Annotated in this window: 21 protein-coding genes, 1 tRNA gene, 1 pseudogene and 1 riboswitch; of the genes and pseudogenes, 18 read left to right on the forward strand and 5 right to left on the reverse strand. The window is 37.4% G+C overall.

Going from position 1 to position 22692, the window contains the following annotated elements; all coding sequences use genetic code 11:
* The first annotated feature begins 21 nt into the window (after positions 1–21).
* Entirely contained in the window at positions 22–3624 is a 3603-nt protein-coding gene (locus D8837_RS04830; RefSeq protein ID WP_125456372.1) for a pneumococcal-type histidine triad protein, read from the forward strand.
* A 36-nt stretch (positions 3625–3660) separates the two neighbouring features.
* Here the strand turns inward: D8837_RS04830 and pepT are convergent, their stop codons facing one another.
* Positions 3661–4884: a peptidase T gene (gene pepT / locus D8837_RS04835; protein ID WP_125456373.1), complete on the reverse strand. Its 1224-nt coding sequence runs from the start codon at positions 4882–4884 to the stop codon at positions 3661–3663.
* Positions 4885–5037: 153 nt separating this feature from the next.
* Here pepT and hemH point away from each other — a divergent pair, with 153 nt between their 5' ends.
* Positions 5038–6132: a ferrochelatase gene (gene hemH, locus D8837_RS04840; RefSeq protein ID WP_125456374.1), complete on the forward strand. Its 1095-nt coding sequence runs from the start codon at positions 5038–5040 to the stop codon at positions 6130–6132.
* 41 nt (positions 6133–6173) lie between these two features.
* Here hemH and mscL read toward each other — a convergent pair whose 3' ends face one another.
* Both mscL and D8837_RS04850 read right to left on the reverse strand, forming a co-directional pair.
* Positions 6174–6551, reverse strand: coding sequence for a large conductance mechanosensitive channel protein MscL (mscL, locus tag D8837_RS04845; protein ID WP_004262437.1), 378 nt, complete (start codon positions 6549–6551; stop codon positions 6174–6176).
* An 85-nt stretch (positions 6552–6636) separates the two neighbouring features.
* The gene (locus D8837_RS04850; RefSeq protein ID WP_049493854.1) at positions 6637–7068 is read right to left on the reverse strand and encodes a GtrA family protein; all 432 of its coding nucleotides are present in this window, start codon (positions 7066–7068) and stop codon (positions 6637–6639) included.
* Positions 7069–7096: 28 nt separating this feature from the next.
* Positions 7097–7193: riboswitch (PreQ1 riboswitch) on the forward strand.
* Between D8837_RS04850 and D8837_RS04855 the strand changes: the two genes are divergently transcribed.
* The 10 genes and pseudogenes from D8837_RS04855 to D8837_RS04900 all read left to right on the forward strand — a co-directional run bounded on the left by D8837_RS04855 (position 7191) and on the right by D8837_RS04900 (position 16042).
* Entirely contained in the window at positions 7191–7700 is a 510-nt protein-coding gene (locus D8837_RS04855; RefSeq protein ID WP_125456375.1) for a QueT transporter family protein, read from the forward strand. It overlaps the preceding riboswitch by 3 nt.
* 99 nt (positions 7701–7799) lie before the next feature.
* A tRNA-Thr gene (locus D8837_RS04860) sits at positions 7800–7872 on the forward strand.
* Positions 7873–8184: 312 nt separating this feature from the next.
* Positions 8185–9360 (forward strand): A/G-specific adenine glycosylase, encoded by a 1176-nt coding sequence (gene mutY, locus D8837_RS04865; protein ID WP_125456376.1) that lies wholly within the window; start codon positions 8185–8187, stop codon positions 9358–9360.
* A gap of 55 nt (positions 9361–9415) precedes the next feature.
* A complete protein-coding gene (gene yycF / locus D8837_RS04870) occupies positions 9416–10123 on the forward strand; it encodes a response regulator YycF (protein WP_125456377.1) in 708 nt (235 codons plus the stop codon).
* On the forward strand, positions 10116–11465 hold the full coding sequence (gene vicK / locus D8837_RS04875) for a cell wall metabolism sensor histidine kinase VicK (RefSeq protein WP_125456378.1): 1350 nt from the start codon (positions 10116–10118) through the stop codon (positions 11463–11465). The genes yycF and vicK overlap by 8 nt, the downstream gene beginning before the upstream one ends.
* 1 nt (position 11466) lies before the next feature.
* Positions 11467–12276 carry an MBL fold metallo-hydrolase gene (locus D8837_RS04880; RefSeq protein ID WP_000004964.1) on the forward strand — a complete coding sequence of 270 codons (810 nt, stop codon included), beginning with the start codon at positions 11467–11469 and terminating at the stop codon, positions 12274–12276.
* Between the two features lie 200 nt (positions 12277–12476).
* The gene (locus D8837_RS04885) at positions 12477–12974 is read left to right on the forward strand and encodes a YkgJ family cysteine cluster protein (RefSeq protein ID WP_125456379.1); all 498 of its coding nucleotides are present in this window, start codon (positions 12477–12479) and stop codon (positions 12972–12974) included.
* Positions 12975–13179: 205 nt separating this feature from the next.
* Positions 13180–14991 (forward strand): LPXTG cell wall anchor domain-containing protein, encoded by a 1812-nt coding sequence (locus tag D8837_RS04890; RefSeq protein WP_125456380.1) that lies wholly within the window; start codon positions 13180–13182, stop codon positions 14989–14991.
* 63 nt (positions 14992–15054) lie between these two features.
* Positions 15055–15393: pseudogene (locus tag D8837_RS04895) on the forward strand (hypothetical protein); the annotation flags it as partial.
* A gap of 109 nt (positions 15394–15502) precedes the next feature.
* Positions 15503–16042, forward strand: a complete 540-nt coding sequence (locus D8837_RS04900; protein ID WP_125456381.1) for a ClbS/DfsB family four-helix bundle protein — start codon at positions 15503–15505, stop codon at positions 16040–16042.
* A 203-nt stretch (positions 16043–16245) separates the two neighbouring features.
* On the opposite strand, the gene dhaQ is transcribed toward D8837_RS04900, so the two are convergent.
* Both dhaQ and dhaS read right to left on the reverse strand, forming a co-directional pair.
* Positions 16246–17235 carry a DhaKLM operon coactivator DhaQ gene (gene dhaQ / locus D8837_RS04905; protein ID WP_125456382.1) on the reverse strand — a complete coding sequence of 330 codons (990 nt, stop codon included), beginning with the start codon at positions 17233–17235 and terminating at the stop codon, positions 16246–16248.
* Positions 17232–17762, reverse strand: a complete 531-nt coding sequence (gene dhaS / locus D8837_RS04910; protein ID WP_115904361.1) for a dihydroxyacetone kinase transcriptional activator DhaS — start codon at positions 17760–17762, stop codon at positions 17232–17234. The genes dhaQ and dhaS overlap by 4 nt, the downstream gene beginning before the upstream one ends.
* 155 nt (positions 17763–17917) lie before the next feature.
* On the opposite strand from dhaS, the gene dhaK reads away from it, so the two are divergent.
* The 6 genes from dhaK to D8837_RS04940 all read left to right on the forward strand — a co-directional run.
* Entirely contained in the window at positions 17918–18907 is a 990-nt protein-coding gene (gene dhaK / locus D8837_RS04915) for a dihydroxyacetone kinase subunit DhaK (RefSeq protein ID WP_125456383.1), read from the forward strand.
* Between the two features lie 21 nt (positions 18908–18928).
* On the forward strand, positions 18929–19504 hold the full coding sequence (dhaL, locus tag D8837_RS04920) for a dihydroxyacetone kinase subunit DhaL (protein ID WP_115904359.1): 576 nt from the start codon (positions 18929–18931) through the stop codon (positions 19502–19504).
* Positions 19504–19878, forward strand: coding sequence for a dihydroxyacetone kinase phosphoryl donor subunit DhaM (dhaM, locus tag D8837_RS04925; RefSeq protein WP_115904358.1), 375 nt, complete (start codon positions 19504–19506; stop codon positions 19876–19878). Before dhaL ends, dhaM begins: the two co-directional genes overlap by 1 nt.
* Before the next feature lie 475 nt (positions 19879–20353).
* Positions 20354–20989, forward strand: a complete 636-nt coding sequence (locus tag D8837_RS04930) for a TetR/AcrR family transcriptional regulator (RefSeq protein ID WP_049510724.1) — start codon at positions 20354–20356, stop codon at positions 20987–20989.
* 172 nt (positions 20990–21161) lie between these two features.
* Positions 21162–21902 (forward strand): ABC transporter permease, encoded by a 741-nt coding sequence (locus D8837_RS04935; RefSeq protein WP_125456384.1) that lies wholly within the window; start codon positions 21162–21164, stop codon positions 21900–21902.
* 135 nt (positions 21903–22037) lie between these two features.
* A partial coding sequence (locus tag D8837_RS04940) for an ABC transporter ATP-binding protein (protein WP_125456385.1) occupies positions 22038–22692 on the forward strand: 655 nt, incomplete at its 3' end.

Here is a 22692-nt window from a genome sequence, read left to right on the forward strand (position 1 = left end):
ATTTATTGAAATGAGGAATTTATGAAATTCAGTAAAAAGTATATTGCCGCCGGATCAGCTGTTATCGTATCCTTGAGTCTTTGCGCCTATGCACTGAACCAGCATCGCTCGCAGGAAAATAAGGATAATAATCGTGTCTCTTATGTGGATGGCAGTCAGTCGAGTCAGAAAAGTGAAAAACTGACACCAGACCAGGTCAGCCAAAAGGAAGGAATTCAGGCCGAGCAAATTGTTATCAAGATTACAGATCAGGGCTATGTGACGTCACACGGTGATCACTATCATTACTATAACGGGAAAGTTCCTTATGACGCCCTCTTTAGTGAAGAACTTCTGATGAAGGATCCAAATTATCAACTTAAGGATGGAGATATTGTCAATGAAGTCAAGGGTGGTTATATCATCAAGGTCGATGGAAAATATTATGTTTACCTGAAAGATGCAGCTCATGCTGATAATGTTCGAACTAAAGATGAAATCAACCGTCAAAAACAAGAACATGTCAAAGATAATGAGAAGGTCAGCTCAGATGTTGTTGTAGCAAGGTCTCAGGGACGTTATACGACAGATGATGGTTATGTATTTAACGCTTCAGATATCATTAAAGATACAGGTGATGGTTATATTGTACCTCACGGTGGTCACTATCATTTCATTCCTAAGAGTGATCTTTCAGTTGGTGAATTAGCTGCAGCAAAATCTTATTTATCTGGCAATAGTTCAGCGCTTACTCAAACCTTGTCATTAACGGCGAATAATGGTGTTTCTGCTGATGATGGTTATGTCTTTAACCCTAATGATATTGTTAGAGATACTGGCGATGCTTATATTGTACGACATGGGGACCACTATCACTATATTCCTAAATCATCTCTTAACAATCATCAATCACAATCTAACACTCCAAGCTTAGAAAGTCCTTCTAATTCTACAACAAAAAATCCGTTACCACATGTTCATCATGAAGAAGAACATGATCACGGCTTTGATGCTGATAGAGTCATCAGCGAAGATGAGGCGGGCTTTATCATGAGTCACGGTGATCACAATCATTACTTCTTCAAGAAGGATTTGACAGCTGATCAAATCAAGGCAGCGCAAGATCATTTGAAAGCTAAATCACCAGTGATACCAAGCCCAAGTCATGACGATCACGATCATGGATTTGATGCTGATAGAGTCATCAGCGAAGATGCGGCGGGCTTTATCATGAGCCATGGCGACCATAATCATTACTTCTTTAAGAAAGATTTGACGCCTGAGCAAATCAAGGCCGCACAAGATCGTTTGAAAGCCAAGTCACCAGTGATACCAAGCCCAAGTCATGACGATCACGATGAAGATCATCATGGACACCATCATGATGACGATCACGATCATGGATTTGATGCTGATAGAGTCATCAGCGAAGATGCGGCGGGCTTTGTCATGACACATGGTGATCACAATCATTACTTCTTTAAGAAAGATTTGACACCTGAGCAAATCAAGGCCGCACAAGATCATTTGAAAGCCAAGTCACCAGTGACACCAAGTCCAAGTCATGAGGGCCACGATGAAGACGAGCATGACCACCATCATGGTGAAGACCATGATCACGGTTTTGATGCCGATCGTGTCATCAGTGAGGATGAGCAAGGTTTTGTCATGAGTCACGGAGACCATAATCATTACTTTTTCAAGAAAGACTTGACAGCAGACCAAATTAAGGCTGCACAAGACCATTTGAAAACACATCATGATGCAGAGCCTGTAAAACCTCTTGCTAAAACGGTAGAGTCTTTCTCAAGAGATGCTAGCGATGAAGAAAAGATTGCTTATATTTCTAAGACCTACGGTGTTCCACTTGAAGCTATTAGAATTTCAAACGGTTTCTTTGTCTTTGGAAATCCAGACCAAGCCTACGATCCAACTCATATCCACCCATATGCTGTTCGTAAGGAACATGTTCGTTTGCCACTCCAAACTGGCAATCCAGAACTTGATTTCCTAAATGAACTCTATACCACTGCTTTGCGAGATGGTGTGTCTCCTTATAGTTTACAGGTAGAAAATGGTAGTTTTGTGATTCCTCATGGCGACCATAATCACTACATCAAGGTTCAAACTAAGGGATATGAAGTGGCTTTGAAAAACAAGATTCCAGCCCTCCAATCCAATTATCAACCTGGAGCTTTTGATGAGAAGGCAGTCTTGGCAAAAGTAGATCAACTTTTAGCTGATAGCAGAAGTATCTATAAAGACAAGCCTATTGAACAAAGACAGATTGAGTTAGCCTTAGGTCAGTTTACTGAAAACATGAAGAAACTGGCAACTAACTCTACAGCAGGTTATCTTGCAACACTGGATCTCTTTGATAAGCAATATATCCATGTTGATGACAGTGTCAAACCTGTTGAAACAAGTGCTTTAGATAAGAAATATCAAGCCTTGATTGATAAAATCAATACACTGGATACAGACTCTTATGGACTTCCAAAGAAAGATCTTCTCGTTCGACTCCAAGAAGCTAAGTTAGCTAAAGATGAGGCTGGTTTAACAGCGGTTGAATCACAACTTCAAGCCTTGCAAGACTTTAATGACCGAACAGGTGTTACAACTGTAGAATACATCAAGTATTTCTACGAACACGTAAATGACGGTCGTTTGAGTGATGAACTTCGAAACAAAGTAGCTCAGTTGACTTGGACCTTGTATCAATCTCAATCCTTCCTTAAGGCAGCAGAATTGAACAAATTATTCCCAAGCATCTATCAGGCAAAACAAGAAGTGGAAGAAGCTTTGAAAGCTCAACCAACTAATGCGAAATCAAGTCAGACAGTTCTAGATACTGAAAAAGTCGATAATCAAAGTGCTAAGACAGCTATTTATGGCTTCTTGAAAGAATTGTACGGAGACTTTATGCCTGAAGAGCATGTCAATCATGTTAGCAAGGAACAAGTAGAAAGTCTCTTGAGCAAGGCAACTCAACTCTTGGAACAAATCCAAGAAGAAGGCATTAGACAATCTTTGGCAGAAGAAGTAGAAAATCTCAAAGCTGCCACAAACAAGGCTGATGCTGACTTGGATGAAGTAAATAGTCAGGTGAAAGATGTCTTGACTCGTATCGCTAGCGCCCTTCAACAAGAGAAGGAAAATGCTGAGCAAGATCCTCAGACGCTTGTTCTCTATCAAAAACTCTACGATATTCTTATGTCGCTTCATGCTTATTTAGAAAACAATAAGGGTTCTGATGCGGACTTTGATAAGGTGGATGCTCTACTAGATCAACTTTCTGCTAAGAGTAAAGATAAAGCTGCTTTACTTGAATTGACAAAAGCTATTCTGGTCTTGAATCAAGAAATCAAGTCAAAATCAAGTGCAAGTGAAGAAGCAACTCCATCAACAAATGCTGAATCAAATGGTGATAAGACAAGTGCTGAGAACCAACCAAACGTAGCTGTAGAATCTAACAGTGAAACTGCAAGTGACGAAAACAAACAGAGCAATGCAACAGATTCTAAACCAGCTGAATCAGCTTCAGAAAAGGAAACAACAGATTCTAAACCAGGTGAATCAACTTCAGAAAAGGAAACGGCAGAATCTACAACAAGTGCTGGAAATCAAGAAAAACCAGCAGAATAAAAAGAAAGGCGAAGTAGCTGAGCTACCTCGTCTTTTTTAGTCTTTATAAGCGACGATACCAATGATGGTATCAACTGCACGTTCCATAGTCTGAAGGCTGACGTATTCAAAACGTCCATGCATGTTTTCCCCACCAGCAAAGATATTTGGAGTCGGGATTCCCATAAAGGAAATTTTAGAGCCGTCTGTTCCACCACGGATTGGTTCAATAATAGGCGTGATCCCTAAATCTTCCATAACAGCTTTGGCAATGGTGATTGGAGTCATATCTTTTTCAATGACTTCTTTCATATTGTAGTACTGGTCTGTCAAGTTTAGAGTGACACGGTCGCTACCAAGTTCTTCATTCATCTTATCAGCGATAGACTGCATATCTGTTTTACGCGCTTCAAAGGCATCTTTTTCAAAATCACGAATGATGTAGCTTGCACGCACCTCCTCAACGCTTCCAGTCACATCCATAAGATGGTAGAATCCTTGGTAACCATCCGTTAACTCAGGTCGGTCATTCTCTGGAAGTTGATTATGAAAATCAATTGCTAGCTGAAGGGCGTTGACCATTTGCCCTTTGGCAGTACCAGGGTGGACATTGCGTCCTTGGAAATGCAATTCAGCCCCAGCTGCTGAAAAAGTCTCGTACTGAAGTTCACCTAGTGGGCCACCATCAACTGTGTAGGCAAAATCCACATCAAAATCTTCTGCATCAAATTTATTAGCACCAACACCGATTTCCTCATCTGGACCAAAGCCAACACGAATCTCACAGTGTTTGATTTCAGGATGGGCAGTCAGATATTCAATGGCAGTCATAATCTCAGCAATTCCTGACTTGTCATCAGCACCTAGCAAGGTTGTTCCGTCAGTTGTGATGAGGCTTTGTCCTGGATATTTTTCAAGACTCTTAAAGTCAGCTGGATCTAATTTAAAACCAGAGTTTCCAAGTTCAATCACACCACCATCGTAGTTTTCAATTACCTGTGGATTGACTCCTTCGGCATTAAAATCAGCAGTATCCATGTGGGAGATGAAGCCGATTTTACGTGTTAAAGACGGATCGTTGGCTGGTAAGGTACCAATCGCAAAACCATTTGGAAGGTAGTAGACGTTTTGCAGTCCAACACGTTTCATTTCAGGGATAAGAATATTTGTCGCGAAATTAACCTGACTCTGTGTACTTGGAGTAGTAGTAGAGTGTTCATCAGAGCGCGTATTGACCTTAACGTAGGTCAAGAAGCGGTCCAAGAGATTTGGATAAGTCATAAAAAACTCCTTTTGAATTCATTTTTTCCATTGTATCATAGAAAAGAGAGAAAAACAAAAAACAGAAGTTCGGGAAATTCGCTATGTTGGCGTTTACTTATCAACGAATTAATGATAAAATAAACTTGATAAAAATATCACAAGGAAGCGATTATGAAAAAAGCAATTTTAATGATGACTTTCGGTTCGCCAGAAGAGATTACCTTTGAAGGTGTGGCTGATTTTTTCACAAATATTCGTCGTGGAGTGAGACCTCAAGACCACGAAATTCAAACTCTCTACGATAATTATGTACGAATTGGGGGCACGCCTCTGCAAAAAATTACTCGAGAAGAGATTGCTTTGGTAGAAGCTAGGCTGGGGAATGAGTATAGTGTTTATTTTGCTAATAAGTTTTCTAGACCCTTTATCCCAGATGTGATTGGTCAGATGGAAGCAGACGGTATTGAGCAGTGTATTTGCTTGATTTTAGAGCCCCATTATTCTTTCTACTCTGTCATGGGCTATGAGAAATTTTTAGAAAGCAAACAAATTCAATTTTTAGTTATTAAGGATTGGTATCAAGAAGAAGCGCTCTTAAACTATTGGGCAGATGAAATTGATAAGATTTTAAAAGAAGAAGTAAAGCAGGATAGCTTTAAAGTCATCTTTTCAGCTCACAGTGTCCCCATTTTTGCCTTGGATTTTGGTGATCCTTATATCGATCAAATTTTTGAAAATAGCAAGTTAGTCGCTGAAAAACTAGGTTTGAGTTCTGAGCAATATACTAACACTTGGCAAAGTGAAAGTGATATCGGGATTCCATGGATTAAGCCAGATGTCTTGGAGTATCTTAGAGAGCAGAAAGAACATCCAGACCATTATATTTTTGTTCCTATCAGTTTTATCAGTGAGCACATTGAGGTCTTGTTTGACAACGATGTGGAATGTTATGACTTGTGTCAGGAATTGGGGGTGAACTATCATCGTCCACCAATGCCAAATACAGATTCTCGTTTGATTGATGCCTTGGTCAATACAGTCAGAGCTAATGAACATCAAGAGTTTAAGGAATTTCTCCCAGAAGAAGAAACCTTTGATGAGTTAGTTCCTTCAGATGAGACTAAAAATATCTTGGCTGAATCTCAAGATTTACAAATGCCAGAATTTGTGAAAAAATTGATTGAGAAAAAAGGTCGAGAGAATGTTAAGATGCCTTATCTAATCAAGAAAATGCTTGAGAAAGCAGGCAAGTTACCGAAAGAGTAAAGAAAAAAGGATTTAGCTTTGTGCTAGATCCTTTTAAATGATTATTTTTTCTCAAGAAGAGCTTTGATTTCTTGAAGTACTTCCAACTCAGTTGGACCAGCTGGAGCTTCCTCAGCAGCTTCTTTCTTAGTAAGGCTTTGAGCTTTTTCAATACCTTTAATAACGAAGAAGAGAACAGTACCGATAACTAGGAAGTTGATAACAGCACTCAAGAATTTACCATATGTAACACCATTCCAAGCAAGCTCAGCGATGTTTTGTACTTTCGCAGCTTCCAAGGCTGGATTCAAAATAAGTGGAGTGATGATATCGTTAACAAGTGAAGTAACGATTGCACCAAAAGCAGAGGCAATAATCACACCGACAGCAAGATCAACAACATTACCACGAAGCAAAAATGCTTTAAGATCTTTTAACATTTTCATAATTTCCTTTCAAAAAATTTTTACACTTAATTATATATTAATTAAGAAGTTCTTACAAGCTATATGTTTAAAATTTTTCTTATTTTTTAAAAATAAATACCTTACTAAAAATGTAATTGAGGATAATTATTAAGAATTGTGCAAGAACGGTTTCAATACTATTCACCTTATTAATATTATCATTTACAAATTGCCCGATAATATTAGGAAACTGAGTTACAAAGAGAAAAGTTAAAAACAAGTCTAAAAGAAAAGTAGAAAGACGTGCCAGAGTAAATTTCACTAAACGGTTTGGCCAATTCTGCCTATCTTGTTTAAATACGATTGTATCATTTGTAATAAATGCAAACAGGATACCGATAACATTTGCTAGTCCAGTAGCAAGCAGTTCTCTATGAGTTAGTTGATAAATGAATAATCTAGATAGAATGGAGACAAGAGTAGTTGCTATTCCAAAAAAGAGATAGGCTAAGAGCTCATTCTCGAAGAGACTTTGAATGTGTTTTTTCATGCTTTTAGTATAGCATAAAGCAGGCTATTGTGCTATACTAGTAAGGTTGATTGAACCAACCCTTGGTGCTTAGCTTCTTTCACCAAGCATATTAAACGCGAGTAATCGCCAAAGGAGAACAAATGAAAAAATTAACTATTCGTGATGTAGCAGACATTGCCATTGTTGCTGCTATCTATGTCGTTTTAACTGTCACACCACCTCTGAATGCCATTAGCTATGGGGCTTACCAGTTCCGTATTTCAGAAATGATGAACTTTATGGCTTTTTACAATCCTAAGTACATCATCGGAGTTACCATCGGTTGTATGATTGCTAATTTCTTTAGCTTCGGACCGCTAGATGTCTTTGTTGGTGGTGGATCAACCTTAGTATTCCTCAGTCTAGGTGTTTGGCTTTTTGCAAAACACAGCAAGGATTATCTTTTTAACGGATTGATTCGAAAAGATCATTTCTTCTTCTCAATCCTCTTTTCAATTTCTATGTTTACTATCGCTGCCGAGTTGAATATCGTAGCGCAATTACCATTTTTCCTTACTTGGTTTACAACAGGGATTGGTGAATTTGCCTCATTGATTGTTGGAGCGATTATTATTGGTAAAATTGATCGTCGCATCGATTTAAGCAAATAGAAAAAGATGAGCTGGGTGGCTATTACCTAGCTTTTTCTTATGGAAAATTTCTAAGGAAACTTGACAAGATTTTCTAACTATAGTATACTTTTTAAGTAAGCTGATTTAGCTCAGTTGGCAGAGCGCATCCATGGTAAGGATGAGGTCGCCGGTTCAATCCCGGCAATTAGCATGAAATAGACAGAAAAGCCCTTGATTTACAAGGGTTTTTGTTATGTCTGCCCCAAATCTGCCCCAAATTATTTTGATAATTGCTATTTTAGATCTGTATGGGGTTTAGTTTAACGTAGAGGGATTGTTTGTTTATGAATTCTCATTTGGAGTGGTATTGTATTTTTAGTCATTAGATTTCGATTTTATAATATAAAAATACCAAATATGTGATAAAAGGTTATCGCTTTTTACGTTATGTATAGATAAGAGATTAAGAAAAAGAATATAGTAATAAACGGACAGTTGGAACCTTCTGTGTTATACTAGAGATATGTTAGATTTGAAAGAATACGGTATCATCATGTGGCCCGAGGAGAAGATTATTTCTTTCCGTGAGAAACTTCTCGCTTGGTATGATGAAAACAAAAGAGATTTACCTTGGAGGAGAAGTAGGAATCCTTATCATATCTGGGTATCTGAAATCATGCTCCAGCAGACCAGGGTGGATACAGTTATCCCTTACTACGAACGATTCTTGGACTGGTTTCCAACAGTGGAAAGTTTGGCAAATGCGCCTGAAGAAGGTTTGTTGAAGGCTTGGGAGGGCTTGGGCTATTATTCTCGAGTGCGCAATATGCAGGCTGCAGCCCAGCAGATTATGACTGACTTTGGTGGTCAATTTCCAAACACTTATGAAGGAATTTCTAGCCTGAAAGGAATTGGCCCTTACACTGCGGGAGCCATTTCCAGTATTGCTTTTAACTTGCCTGAGCCTGCTGTAGACGGTAATGTCATGCGAGTTTTGGCGCGTCTGTTTGAAGTCAATCATGATATTGGCATTCCAAGTAATCGCAAAATTTTTCAGGCAATGATGGAAATCTTGATTGATCCGAATCGTCCGGGTGACTTTAATCAAGCTTTGATGGACTTGGGTTCAGACATTGAGGCTCCTGTAAATCCTAGACCAGAAGAGAGTCCGGTGAAGGACTTTAGTGCAGCATATCAGAATGGAAGCATGGACCGTTATCCAATCAAGGCTCCAAAGAAAAAGCCAGTTCCCATTTATCTAAAAGCACTAGTTGTGAAAAATGCTCAGGGACAATTTCTACTTGAAAAAAATGAAAGTGAAAAGTTGTTGGCGGGATTTTGGCATTTTCCCTTGATAGAAGTAGATGAGTTTTCGCAAGAAGAGCAGTTTGACCTCTTCCATCAGGTTGCAGAAGAAAATGTGAACTTTGGTCCCAGTCCAGAAGAGAGTTTCCAGCAGGACTATGACCTAGATGTTGATTGGCTTGATATTTATTTTGACACTGTTAAGCATGTCTTTAGTCATCGCAAGTGGCATGTTCAAATTGTAGCAGGCCAGGTGAGTGATTTCCATGATTTTTCAGATAGGGAAGTTCGCTGGCTTTCACCAGAAGAGTTTAAGAATTACCCACTTGCCAAACCCCAACAAAAAATTTGGCAGGCTTATGCACAAGCCAATTTAGATAGTAGCAAAGACTAGCTACTATGTCTTCTTGTTATTTTTTTGGTATAATAGTAGAGAAAAAGGTGAACATATGAAAAAAATATTAATTGTAGATGATGAAAAACCAATCTCGGATATTATCAAGTTTAATATGACCAAGGAAGGTTATGAGGTTGTAACTGCTTTTAACGGTCGTGAAGCGTTAGAGCAATATGAAGCAGAGCAGCCAGATATTATTATTTTGGATTTGATGCTTCCGGAAATTGATGGTTTAGAAGTTGCTAAGACTATTCGTAAGACCAGTAGTGTGCCTATTATCATGCTTTCGGCTAAGGATAGCGAATTTGATAAGGTTATCGGTTTAGAGCTGGGGGCGGATGACTATGTGACCAAACCTTTCTCAAATCGTGAGTTGCAGGCGCGTGTCAAAGCTCTTCTACGTCGTACGGACTTGGTTTCTGTAGATAATCAAGACTCTGATGAAAAGAAAACCCAAACCTTGCAAATTGGGGACTTGGAGATTGTGCCAGATGCTTATGTGGCTAAAAAATACGGTGAAGAACTAGATTTAACCCACCGTGAATTTGAGCTTTTGTATCACTTGGCGTCTCATATCGGTCAAGTAATTACGCGTGAACACTTGCTTGAAACTGTCTGGGGTTATGATTATTTCGGAGATGTTCGGACTGTTGATGTAACTATCAGACGTTTGCGTGAGAAGATTGAAGATACACCAAGTCGTCCAGAATATATTCTAACACGTCGCGGTGTTGGTTATTATATGAGAAATAATGATTAAACTAATTAAAGACACAGTTTTAACCAGTGATTTTATCTTTATCCTCATTTTACTTGGCTTTATTTTAGTCGTGACCTTGCTTTTACTAGAAAATCGTCGGGATAATATTCGGCTGAAGCAAATCAATCAAAAGGTAAAAGACCTGATTGCAGGAGATTATTCTCAGGTTTTGGATATGCAGGGAAGCTCTGAAATCACTAATATTACCAATAATCTCAATGATTTATCAGAAGTAATTCGGTTGACCCAAGAAAATCTGGAACAAGAGAGTAAACGATTACATAGTATCCTCTCTTACATGACAGACGGAGTCCTTGCGACCAATCGTCGTGGTAAGATTACCATGATTAATGACATGGCTAAGAAACAGCTAGGCGTTCAGAAAGAAGAAGTTCTCAATAAAAGTATTCTAGAATTGCTTAAGATTGAAGATGAGTATGAACTGCGTGATTTGATTACCCAAATTCCTGAGCTCATGATTGATTCTCAGGATGCCAATGGTGAGTATCTGAGCCTTCGTGTACGCTTTGCCTTGGTCCGTCGTGAGTCAGGCTTTATCTCAGGTCTGGTTGCCGTTCTGCATGATACAACGGAGCAAGAGAAGGAAGAGCGCGAACGGAGACTTTTTGTTTCCAACGTTAGTCATGAGCTACGGACGCCTCTGACTAGTGTAAAATCCTATCTTGAAGCTTTGGATGAGGGAGCCTTGTCAGAACCTGTTGCGCCAGACTTTATCAAGGTGTCTCTAGATGAAACCAACCGTATGATGCGGATGGTGACAGACCTTCTCCATCTTTCACGGATTGACAATGCGACCAGTCATCTAGATGTGGAACTGATTAACTTCACGGCCTTTATTACCTTTATTCTCAACCGTTTTGATAAGATGAGGGGACCAGATGAAGAGAAGAAATATGAATTAGTCAGAGATTATCCCATTACCTCTGTCTGGATTGAAATTGATACAGACAAGATGACGCAAGTGATTGATAATATTCTCAACAATGCCATTAAGTATTCACCAGATGGTGGTAAAATTAAAGTGACAATGAAGACAACTGATGATCAGATGATTTTATCTATCTCAGACCAAGGCTTGGGTATTCCTAAGCAGGATTTACCACGTATTTTTGACCGTTTCTACCGTGTTGACCGTGCTAGAAGTCGTGCCCAAGGTGGAACAGGATTGGGACTGTCTATTGCCAAAGAAATTATCAAACAACATAATGGTTTTATTTGGGCTAAAAGTGAATACGGTAAGGGATCAACCTTCACCATTGTACTCCCTTATGATAAGGATGCAGTGAAAGAAGAAGTATGGGAGGATGAAGTAGAAGACTAGAATGAGTGAAACAGGCTTTAAATACAGTATTTTAGCATCGGGTTCCAGTGGAAATTCCTTTTATCTGGAAACCCCAAAAAAGAAACTTTTAGTGGATGCCGGCTTGTCTGGCAAGAAAATCACCAGTCTGCTAGCTGAAATTAATCGCAAGCCAGAAGACTTGGATGCCATCTTGATTACCCATGAGCATTCAGATCATATCCACGGTGTGGGTGTTTTGGCTCGCAAGTATGGTATGGATCTTTATGCCAATGAAAAAACCTGGCAGGCTATGGAAAATAGCAAGTACCTTGGCAAGGTGGATTCTTCGCAGAAGCATATCTTTGAAATGGGCAAAACCAAAACTTTTGGAGATATCGATATCGAGAGTTTTGGTGTGAGTCATGATGCAGTCGCACCGCAGTTCTATCGTTTTATGAAGGATGATAAGAGTTTTGTCATGCTGACTGATACAGGTTATGTTAGTGACCGTATGGCGGGGATTGTCGAGAATGCAGATGGCTATCTTATCGAGTCCAACCATGATGTAGAGATTTTGCGAGCAGGTTCTTACGCTTGGCGACTCAAACAACGAATCCTATCGGATCTCGGTCACCTTTCTAACGAGGACGGTGCTGAAGCTATGATTCGTACCTTGGGAAACCGTACTAAGAAAATCTACCTTGGGCATTTATCTAAGGAGAACAATATCAAGGAACTGGCTCATATGACCATGGTCAATCAGCTAGCACAAGCTGATCTAGGTGTAGGAGTGGACTTTAAGGTTTACGATACCTCACCGGATACCGCAACACCATTGACAGATATATAAAAAAGAACATCGAAGGGTGTTCTTTTTCCATATAGAAAATTTCAGGGGGGAAATATGGTATAATAGGCCTTGCGATATAAGAAATATAGCTTTATATTTTATAAATAAAAAGCAAGTCTAGTTGCTATTGACTTCTAACTTCTTGTTACTATAATTAAAATGTTAAAAGTTAAAAAAACGAACAATATGAGAGAGAAATTATGCCAAAAGAAATTGATATTGAGTATTACCACCAGTTAGCCTTGCAAAAACAGAAGGAACACCGTAAAGTCTTAGCCAATTTAAAGAAAAAACCACCAAAAAATCTAGATAAGCTGGCCCAGCGGATTCACGAAGAGGTCTTTGCGGAGATTGATTGTACTGCTTGTGCTAACTGTTGTAAGACCTTGGGGCCTGACTTTAAAGAAGCGGATATTACAAGAATCGCCAAGTACTTTAAGATGAAATTACCAGCTTTTGAAGCGGAGTTTTTGCAAGTAGATGAAGATGGTGATAAGGTTTTCAAATCCATGCCCTGCCCCTTTTTAGGAGGAGATAACCTCTGTTCCATCTATGACGTTCGTCCAAAGGCTTGTCGGGAATTTCCCCATACAGATCGCAAAAAGATCCATCAAATCAACCATTTAACGATTAAGAATACTTTGACCTGTCCAGCAGCCTATCTCTTTGTTGAGAAATTAAAAGAAAAAATCGAATGAAGGAATCTTTATTCAATTTTTTATGTACTTTATGATGTAATATCAAATAATTATTTTCCATCCCCAAATAACATGTAATATTGTTACACTTATTAAATGATTGTTTGTGAATTAAGCGTTTATATGGTATAATTTTTGTAGAAATGTTATTAATATGTGGGATTTTGCTAATGCGTGATTCCTTTTAATTAAGGAGAAAAACTGTATGAAAAAACTTACTAAGTTTGGCATCATTNCAATGTCTGTCTTTGCTCTAAATTTAGTTTCTCAGTCAGTAGTTCAAGCTGAAGGAACTAATAGCGAACCAGCAAATGTTTCAGAGACACTAGGTATTACTAATTCAACTGATGCTGAGAACACTTCTTCAGTAGACAATAGGGTTGCACCAGACCCTACTAGTGACACCTCACGAAAATCAGACGAACCAGATGGTAGCAATATCATTGATGAGGGCGGTTATGTCAATGTTGAAGGACTTCCAGCACATTTTAGTGAAGATGGTAAAAGTGTCGTCNACAATTACATCGTAGCCTTTAAAGGAATGCACTCAAGTACTCATGGCGAAACAGTCCAAGGCGTTCGTGTTCGTATACCAGAAATAGTTGGTTCTAAAGTTGATTTCACTTTGATTGGAACACGTGATGCTAATGAAAATCCTGTAGATGTCAATGTTCCTATGAAAGAGTTCTCGTATAATAAAGATATGGAATCAACTGATGGAAAGGAGATTGTTCCAACTGCAGAAGAACTAGCGGCTGGTAAGAAACCTTCCATTGTTAATATGAATGATTATGAAACATATGACGATGAAAGTGAATCTTTCAATGATAAAGTTAATATATATGCTGTTAGTTCAAAAACATTGAGATCAAATGCTTTTCGTATATCTGTGACCGTACCCTTGGAGGAAGCTAAGAAGATCAAGTACTTACCAATTGACGCTAGATTTGGTTGGAAATGTTCTCAAGAAGGTACGCTTGGTTCATATGAAGAAGGTTGCCAAATTCTAGAAGATTATCCTCAAACTCGCCCATATTATAAAGACAGTAATGGAAAAAATACTTATGGTGCTCTAGCTAATCCAAGCTTAGTAGATGATACTTATGTTCAGAATAATCATCTAATTAGGTCAGTTTCAAACCAAAATACTCATATCACACCAAATAACGGTGACTGGAAAACTATTCCTCATGATGTTAATATTAATCCTGAGACCTTCTTTAATTATGTTAAAATTTTTAACTTGAAATACAATCCTTCTGTTAAATACTATGCTTCAGAATTTGAAGATATGGCTGATCAGGATGTTTCTACGCTTCATTATGGAGATGTAGTGGTGGATTATGTGATTAAAGGAACAAATCAATCTATTAAGGAGACTTATCAAGACACACCATTACCATCTATTTATGGATCTGATGGAAATCTTGTGACTTATAATGCTGCTGAAAACGCAGATGAGCGTCCGTCTTCTATCACTGTAGATGGTAAAAAATACAATCTAGTTGGTGTTTCTTCAACATCTGCACCTGAAACAGGTCAGTTAAAAGAAGGTACAACTCATGTTATATATGAGTATGAGAAAGAACCAGATCCAAAACCAACACCAGATCCAAAACCAACTCCAAATCCAGAGCCAACTCCGGATCCAAAACCAACACCAGATCCAAAACCAACTCCAAATCCAGAGCCAACNCCGGATCCAAANCCAANACCNNATCCANANCCANCTCCAAATCCAGAGCCAACTCCGGATCCAAAACCAACACCAGATCCAAAACCAACTCCAAATCCAGAGCCAACTCCGGATCCAAAGCCAATACCGAATCCAGAGCCAGCTCCAAAACCTGTTCAACCAGAAAATGTTCAATCTACTGATCAAAAATCAAATCCAGAAAAAGCTCAGTTACCAAATACAGGAACTTCTGATTCGCCATTAGCTATGAATCTTCTTGCTATTTTAGCTGGAATCTTTGGTATTTCACTTTTCAAAAAAAGTAAAAAATCAGAGAACTAAGTAAATAGTTTTAAAAAAAGTCATCCAAATTGGATGGCTTTTTAGTGTAGTCCCCTATATTTCTATAGTCTACTCACTATTTTCTTTTTAGCATTTAGCCGTATCTACGAGTCCTTTAGTTTTGGGGAGAGCTCCCTTCATATGCACTATCTCTTTGTGGTTCCTCTAGTAGGGAGTATCATTCTGGTATTATTGTTGAAAACCATTCCAAACTTAGGGCGACTCAGTCTAAACTTGTGGAACTCCGCAGTTGCAGTACTAACAGCAGGAATGCTTTTTCGAGGAATTGTCAATCTATCAGGTCGTTCAACGACACTAGATCAACCCTACTGGTATGTTGGTATAGCTTTTGCTATCTTGGCTATAGTATCACTTTTCTTTCAGAAGAAAAACAGTAAGTAATTAGCTTAAAAATGAAAAAACTGGTTGTTGAGAGAAACAGCCAGTTTTATTGTGGTATAATGAAGTAAGAAAAAACCTCAACCTACTTGAAAATGAAGGGAGTACTCCTGTGCCTAGACCGAAGACAAAAGAGGAGCTAGTGCTGGCCTCTAAGGAAAACTATGAAAAGCTCAATCGTTTCATCTCCCAACTAAGTGAAGATGAGCTACAGACTCCATTTGATTTTTCAAGAGACCCAAAGAAAAAAGAAGCTCACTGGAAAAGGGATAAAAATCTAAGAGATGTTCTGATCCATCTTTATGAATGGCATCAGTTACTTTTGACTTGGGTACATTCTAATCAAGAAGGTAACGAAAGGCCTTTTCTACCTGAACCTTATAATTGGAAAACTTATGGAGAAATGAATATCGCTTTTTGGACGAAGCACCAGAAAACCTCCTTAGAAGAAGCGACTAGACTCCTAGAACAATCACATAGGGAGGTTTTAGAGTTGATAGAAGTTTTTAGCAATGATGAACTCTTTACCAAAGGTATCTATAAGTGGACGGGAGGGACAAGTCTAGGTTCTTACTTTGTCAGTAGTACGTCAAGCCACTATGATTGGGCTCTGAAAAAACTCAAAGCTCATCGGAAGAATTGTAAGGGATAGATGGCCTATTTGAAATTGCAAGAATGAGTTCTTTTAAACGTAATACTCTTCGAAAATCAAATTCAAACTGCGTCAACGTCGCCTTGCCGTACTCAAGTACAGCCTGCGGCTAGTTTCCTAGTTTGCTTTTTGATTTTCATTGAGTATAAGATAAAAGCAAAGGGCCATCAAGTGATGTAGCCCTTTTGAGTTATACAATTAAATTACCATGCAAAAGCTGTCGTTGGAGCATTGAGCGCTTCTAACCATTGTTTATTTTTAGCAGGGCAAAGAGTTACGGATATACCTGCCATATCTAGACTGGTCATAAATGTTCCTGATTTTATAAAGGTAATAGCGACTCCTTCAATTTCTAAGAGTTGAAGGAGATCATTGATAAATACGCCCATTTCTAGGTTGGTAGTAGTACCTAGATTATTTACAAGCAATATAAATTGATCACCCTTTTTCCAATGATAGTGCAATCTTAATTTACTTATAATTTCATTTGCAAGGATTTCCGACGATTGGAATGGGACGATACGATATCCTTCTTCGCCATGTATCCCAATGCCATAAGAAATATTTCCTTCTTCTAAGTTAAATAGTGGACGGATGGCTTGGGGGAGACTAGCCGATTTCGTTGCAAAACCAATTGTTGCGATTTCGGGAGCAAGCTGATGACCTAAATCAGTTAGTTGCTCGATGTCGGCACCATTTTGAGCTGCATATCCTAGAATTTTATGAAGTAAAATAGTCCCTGCAAGCCCTCTTCCTCTAATTTGAAATCTATTGCGAGGTTCAATAGAAATATCGTCGTGTGCTAGACTATAGCCGACTTTAATTCCTTCTTGTCTAGCAGTATTAATGGCCCAGCTAAATTCTTTGATGTCTGCTTCGAAATTTTTTACAATGATGAAGACACCGTGACCATTGTTTAAAAAACGAATGGACTCTAAGATTTCAGTTCTTGTAGGAGGAGTAAATAATTGGCCATAGATAGCAGCAGTAAGCATTCCTTCTCCCACATATCCAATATGCGCAGGTTCGTGACCGGAACCTCCACCCGACAATATTGGAACTTGATGAGGATTGCGATTTTTTTGATAGACTAAAGGTAAGGTAGGGTGTTTTTCTAATTCAGGGTGACTGCTGACAGTTGCCGAAATGTAACTTGAAATAATTTTCTGTTTATGATTTGAAATAAATGTCATTGTGGTCTCTTTCCAATAATTGTCATGATTAGAAAGTCTGGTTGTGGAACTGGACTTTTTTTATTGACGTAAGCCTTCACGATTTCTGCTAGAGCGTGTGAATGATAGTCTAGCAAAAAACAAGTATAAGCAGATGAATCGATATCAATCTGACCGTATTCTCTTAAAATTTTTGATACAAGCAAGCGACAGTAGCTGATAAAGTGGCCATAGAAGTTATTTTGCCCTTGAATATCGAAAAGTTGAATATAAAAGTCACGCTCTTGTTCGAAATAAAGAAACAATTCTTGTAATAGTTTTTGGCCTGAAATGAAGTCCAAGTTATTGGTAATATACTCGGTTAAGTCAGTTTCAAATATCCAGTCTAGCAGCTCATATTTATCAAGAAAATGATTGTAAAAGGTCTGTCTACGAATGCCAGCTGATTCCATGATATCTACAATAGAGATTTTATCAAATTCTCTAGTAGCTAATAGATCTCTAAATGCCTTGGCAATTCGTTTTTTTGTAATGAGTGATGATGCCATAGGAAACCTTTCTTTTACTTACTTCATTTTACCAAAAAATTTTTTTAAACGGGTTTAAAAAAGGGGACAAATAATAGAATCTGTCCCTTATCAGCAAGCAGTAAAAAATATATAATGAAAGCGAAAACAAAGGTACATGCTGAAAGGAGTTTCTCATGAAAAAAATTATAAATGAACCAACACAAGTTGTTGATGAAATGCTGCAGGGATTGTCATTTATGCATGATGACTTGGTTCAACGCCTAGATGGCTTTGATGTCATCGTTAGAAAGGCAGAAAAGACAGGAAAAGTTGGACTCATTTCAGGTGGAGGTTCAGGACATGAACCAAGTCATGCTGGATTTGTAGGAGATGGGATGTTGTCTGCTGCCATTTGTGGAGCAGTCTTCACTTCACCTACTCCGGACCAAATTTTAGAAGCTATCAAGGCGGCTGATGAAGGTGCTGGAGTTTTCATGGTCATCAAGAACTATTCTGGTGACATTATGAACTTTGAAATTGCACAAGAACTTGCTGAAATGGAAGGTATTGATGTAGCAAGCGTTGTGGTTGATGATGATATCGCTGTTGAAAATAGTCTATATACCCAAGGCCGTCGAGGTGTTGCAGGTACTATTTTAGTCCATAAAATTTTGGGTGATGCGGCTCGTTCCGGTAAATCATTATCTGAAATGAAGGACTTGGCCGACAAACTTGTCTTAGAAATTAAAACAATTGGCTTAGCTCTATCTGGCGCTACTGTTCCAGAAGTTGGGAAACCAGGTTTTGTTCTAGAAGATGATGAATTTGAATACGGAGTTGGTATTCATGGTGAGCCAGGATATAAAAAAGAGAAAATGCAACCTTCAGCACTATTGGCTTCAGAATTAGTTGAAAAACTATCTGAAGGTTTCCAGCTTAAGGATGGTGAACGCTATGGCCTTCTCATCAATGGTTTAGGAAGCACTCCTCTTATGGAGCAATACGTATTTGCAAATGATGTGGCTAAATTACTCCATGAAAAAGGTGTTGAGTTGGCATTTAAGAAAATTGGAAACTATATGACATCAATCGATATGGCTGGCTTGTCATTAACATTGATTCGATTGGCAGATGATGAGTGGTTGGATGCTCTAAATGCACCTGTTACTACCCCAGCTTGGTAAAACTCAAGGAGGAAATGTCGCATGAATGCTGAACAAGCACTTGAATGGATGAAGCTTTTTAATGAAAAGATTCAAGAACAGAAAGATTACCTTAGTGAGCTAGACACCCCTATAGGAGATGGAGACCACGGTGGAAATATGGCGCGTGGCATGGCTGCAGTTATGGAAAACTTAGAAGGAAAGCAATTTGAGACCAGCAGTGATGTTTTTAAACTTGTCTCAATGCAACTACTGAGTAAGGTAGGCGGTGCTTCTGGTCCCTTGTATGGCTCTGCTTTTATGGGCATGGCCAAGGCTGATTCAAATTCGAAAATAGATGAAATCTTACAAAGTGGTCTGGATATGATTGTCAAACGTGGGAAAGCAACAGTTGGAGAAAAGACAATGGTTGATGTTTGGACTCCAGTTATTGCTGCCTTGTCTGCTGGCCAATTGACTCAAGAGCTTATTGATCAGGTAGTGAATGCTACCAAAGATTTACTTGCAACTAAAGGAAGGGCATCTTATGTAGGAGAACGTTCTCTTGGACATATTGATCCTGGATCATTCTCATCAGGATTACTCTTTACTGCTCTTTTAGAAACTGGGGTGGTTTAATGGGAAGTATTGGTCTTGTTATCGTTTCACATTCCAAACACATTGCACAAGGTGTCGTTGAACTGATTAGTGAAGTAGCTAAAGATGTTCCGATTACTTATGTAGGAGGAACCGAAGATGGAGGAATTGGAACAAGTTTTAATCAAGTAGATAGGGTTGTTTTCGAAAATCCAGCAGATACTTTATTAGCCTTTTTTGACCTAGGTTCTGCTAAAATGAACTTAGAAATGGTGGCTGATTTCAGTGATAAAAGTATCATCATCAACAGGGTTCCAATTGTAGAAGGTGCCTATACTGCAGCTGCTCTTCTTCAGGCTGGTGCAGAACTGTCAGTTATTCAAACACAGTTGTCGGAGCTTGAAATCAATAAATAAGGAATTTTACTATAACTCTTTTTATAGGTGAGCTATTAATTATCTCAACTATAAAATTTTAAGTAAATAATTTCAAAATCAGAAAGGGATTGCTTTATGCAGTTCCTTTTTATTTTAACAGGAGTAAAGCTATAGTGTTTCTAAATTGTGAATCATTCAAAACTGATTGTGATGGGACTATTCTAGCTTTAGAATCCTTCAAAAATTAAAATTTAAGGCAATCAATTACTTAGAAGAGTACGAAAACATTTAGTTTATAGGAATTCTAGATCTAGAATTACATGGATATTTATGAAGTTAGGGTGTTCGATAGTCAGGATTGTTCTATTCTGAAAGATTTGAGCTGTCAATTGTATAGGATAGTAGTTTGCCAATGAATTTTGAAAATTAGAGGGGATAAAAAGAATCTTGACATTATTAGTTTCTTGCATTATAATGAGATTACATACCGTTAGTATGTTGAAAAGGAGTTATAATGGCAAGGAATAGAAACTCACATGAAACTAGAAAAAAAATATTAGAAGTTTCGAAAGATTTATTTTTAGAAAAAGGATTTGATAATACCTCAATACAAGATATAATCGATGGGTTAGGTGGATTGACGAAAGGTGTTATTTATCATCATTTCGAGTCTAAAGATGAAATATTGCAATCAATCATTAGCGAAAATAATCAGGAAATTTTAAATTACAATTGGAGAGGAGATACNGCATTAGAAAAAATACAAAATTCTTTGATGGATGCGTTCTCTAATTTAGAACAACAAAGGCTTGTATACTCAGCTTCAATTATGTTAAGAAGTCCACGTTTATTAGGTGAACAGTATCTAAATTTATTTTCTGATTTTTTACCAGGGATTAGAGAAAAAGTTTTCGAAGGTGTTGAAGATAAATCAATTAAAACAGAATATCCAGAAGAGCTAGCTGATTTGATTGTTTTAACATTGAATATTTGGATTGGGTTCCAAATTTCTATTTATTCAGTAGAAGAATTAAAGCGTAAAATGAATTTCATTAAACTTACTTTTGAAGGACTAGGGGTGCAGTTGATTTCTGATGAAATGATGGAGGTGATTTTCAACTTATTTGATCACTTAAAAAGTGCCAAATAAGTTTTACATATAGATATTTTTTAAAATACCATATTCTAGATATGGTATTAAAAATTCTATTATACATACCTTTAGTATGTTTCTTTTTTAAATTTTTACATACCAGAAGTATGTAAAATGCTTTTTAAATAGTGTAATTAATATTAACAAAATTTTTTGGAGGAAATAATCTATGTTGTCGCTTATTAAAATTGAATTAAATAAAGTTTCTAAATCTAAATTATTTTTAGCCTGGTTGTGTACTATATTTATAGTGTTAGGTATTACAGCAATCATTATTATGGGTTTAGGTACTGACAATAAACTAGGAGAATTCACTGGACAGGATTCTAATGTTATTAGAATTACTGGTAAATGGGAAGGTTGGGCAATTGTAGCTTCATTGTTTTCATCTTTATTTACAAAAGCAGCATTTTTGAATTTCGAATCTTATTTATTATCTACGATTATTATTGATGAATTTAAACGAAGAACAATTTTTCAGTTGTTTTCTTACCCTATTTCTAAAATAAAGTTACTTTGGGGAAAAATTCTTTCAGTCATTCTAATAGCATTTATTGCCCATTTTTCTGCACATTTAGTGATTCAATTATTCATTAGATTCATGGCTGTTGTAACTGAATCAAATTATATCCCAGTAGCGAATCAAATGATTAACTTAGCTGGAATTACGGTTGGAACAGTATTAATCGGAATACTACCTTTTGTTTTAGGTATGATTAGGCATTCAATAGCTATAACAATGCTTTCAGGACTTGGTTTAGCAGCGTTACTTTCGAATGTAAGTCCAGGAGGTTTATCTAATAATATTGCTGATAACTTATTCTTTTTGATATTTGCAAGTTTCATAAGTTTAATGATTACTTCATTTTCAATTTATACTATTTCAAGAAAAGATATTAATATCAAGTAGTATAGCTAAATTTAATGGAAGGAAAGTGCTAATTTTGTGATGATTTATTTAAACGAAGATACTGTATAAGTTAGTATTTATGCTCCTGAAGAAAAATTCTTGCATTTAAAGCTAGATATAGAAAGAGAGATAGAAATGAAAAATATTGTTGAAGTAAAAGAAGTTTTTAAAACAATTGATAAAGAAGAAATTTTAAGTGGTATCAACCTTCAAATTGCTGAAGGAGAAATCTATGGATTTTTAGGACCAAATGGCGCAGGGAAAACAACTTTAATGAAATGCATGTTATCCTTATCAACTGTTACATCTGGTAGTATTGAAATCTTTGGAAAAAATTTACAAGATCACAGAGAGGAGATTCTAAGTCAAGTTGGAAGTGTTATTGAAACACCAATTTTTTATGAAAACCTCACAGCAAAAGAAATTTTGGAAATTCACGCGCAATATATGAGGAAAAATATTACCGAATCAGATATAATAAGAGCCTTAAGGATGGTCGGATTAAAAAATACGACTAAAAAAGTAAAAGATTTTTCGTTAGGAATGAGGCAAAGGCTTGGTTTAGCTCGGGCTTTTCTAACAAAACCTAAATTGTTAATTTTAGATGAGCCAATCAATGGTTTAGATCCAATAGGAATTCAAGAAATTCGAAATCTTTTGTTGTCGCTTTCAAAGGAACATGGAATTACAATACTAATATCGAGTCATATATTATCGGAAATTTCACAGATAGCAGATAAAATTGGTTTTATCAAAAATGGAGAAATGCTAGAACAAGTCTCTATGAAAG

Source organism: Streptococcus mitis (genome assembly GCF_003942965.1).
Classification (GTDB): Bacteria; Bacillota; Bacilli; order Lactobacillales; family Streptococcaceae; genus Streptococcus; species Streptococcus mitis_BH.

Coding starts and splice junctions, on each gene's coding strand:
- D8837_RS04830 (WP_125456372.1), top strand. CDS start 22: ATGAAATTCAGTAAAAAGTATATTGCCGCCGGATCAGCTGTTATCGTA.
- pepT (WP_125456373.1), bottom strand. CDS start 4,884: ATGACTTATCCAAATCTCTTGGACCGCTTCTTGACCTACGTTAAGGTC.
- hemH (WP_125456374.1), top strand. CDS start 5,038: ATGAAAAAAGCAATTTTAATGATGACTTTCGGTTCGCCAGAAGAGATT.
- mscL (WP_004262437.1), bottom strand. CDS start 6,551: ATGTTAAAAGATCTTAAAGCATTTTTGCTTCGTGGTAATGTTGTTGAT.
- D8837_RS04850 (WP_049493854.1), bottom strand. CDS start 7,068: ATGAAAAAACACATTCAAAGTCTCTTCGAGAATGAGCTCTTAGCCTAT.
- D8837_RS04855 (WP_125456375.1), top strand. CDS start 7,191: ATGAAAAAATTAACTATTCGTGATGTAGCAGACATTGCCATTGTTGCT.
- mutY (WP_125456376.1), top strand. CDS start 8,185: ATGTTAGATTTGAAAGAATACGGTATCATCATGTGGCCCGAGGAGAAG.
- yycF (WP_125456377.1), top strand. CDS start 9,416: ATGAAAAAAATATTAATTGTAGATGATGAAAAACCAATCTCGGATATT.
- vicK (WP_125456378.1), top strand. CDS start 10,116: ATGATTAAACTAATTAAAGACACAGTTTTAACCAGTGATTTTATCTTT.
- D8837_RS04880 (WP_000004964.1), top strand. CDS start 11,467: ATGAGTGAAACAGGCTTTAAATACAGTATTTTAGCATCGGGTTCCAGT.
- D8837_RS04885 (WP_125456379.1), top strand. CDS start 12,477: ATGCCAAAAGAAATTGATATTGAGTATTACCACCAGTTAGCCTTGCAA.
- dhaQ (WP_125456382.1), bottom strand. CDS start 17,235: ATGACATTTATTTCAAATCATAAACAGAAAATTATTTCAAGTTACATT.
- dhaS (WP_115904361.1), bottom strand. CDS start 17,762: ATGGCATCATCACTCATTACAAAAAAACGAATTGCCAAGGCATTTAGA.
- dhaK (WP_125456383.1), top strand. CDS start 17,918: ATGAAAAAAATTATAAATGAACCAACACAAGTTGTTGATGAAATGCTG.
- dhaL (WP_115904359.1), top strand. CDS start 18,929: ATGAATGCTGAACAAGCACTTGAATGGATGAAGCTTTTTAATGAAAAG.
- dhaM (WP_115904358.1), top strand. CDS start 19,504: ATGGGAAGTATTGGTCTTGTTATCGTTTCACATTCCAAACACATTGCA.
- D8837_RS04935 (WP_125456384.1), top strand. CDS start 21,162: ATGTTGTCGCTTATTAAAATTGAATTAAATAAAGTTTCTAAATCTAAA.